The sequence below is a fragment of the Bradyrhizobium sp. NBAIM08 genome (assembly GCF_020193935.1).
In the GTDB taxonomy this organism is placed as follows: domain Bacteria; phylum Pseudomonadota; class Alphaproteobacteria; order Rhizobiales; family Xanthobacteraceae; genus Bradyrhizobium; species Bradyrhizobium yuanmingense.
This window is the reverse complement of the sequence record NZ_JADYVR010001253.1, coordinates 1-387: the sequence shown is the minus strand read 5'-3', so window position 1 is coordinate 387 and position 387 is coordinate 1. Positions and strand designations below refer to the sequence as shown.

Annotated in this window: 1 protein-coding gene; it reads right to left on the bottom strand. The window is 68.5% G+C overall.

Features of this window, described 5'->3' with window-relative positions; translation table 11 throughout:
* Nucleotides 1-215: hypothetical protein (locus tag I6F37_RS44390; protein ID WP_225155043.1), on the bottom strand; the 215-nt coding region annotated here is incomplete at its 3' end.
* Nucleotides 216-387: the final 172 nt, after the last annotated feature.

Sequence of the window (387 nt, the reverse complement as noted above, 5' to 3'; positions counted from 1 at the left end):
AGCTTGAGCGGGACCTCGCCGCTGTTGATCAGGAAGACCGTGCGCTGCTCGGATTCGCCGACCATGATCTCGCCGAAGCTGACGATGTCGGTCGACGCCGCGAGGTAGGGCGGGCGGAAGGCGATCGCGTCATCCGAGCAGGCGCCGAGGGCCGCCACGACGAGCGGCAGGAGCGCGGCGGCGGCGCGGGTGAGGGCGGTTCGAGAGAGGGTCATCGGCAGCTCCGGACACGCCCGCCGACAGGGGTCAGGGCAGGTGTGAACGCAGCATCATCGCCGATTCGAACATCGGCGGAATCCGACGATTGGCGGACGGCTGACGCGACCCCGGAAACCGGGCGCGGAGGCCCGGATCACCGTCCCCATCCGTGAAAAAGCAGGAGAAATG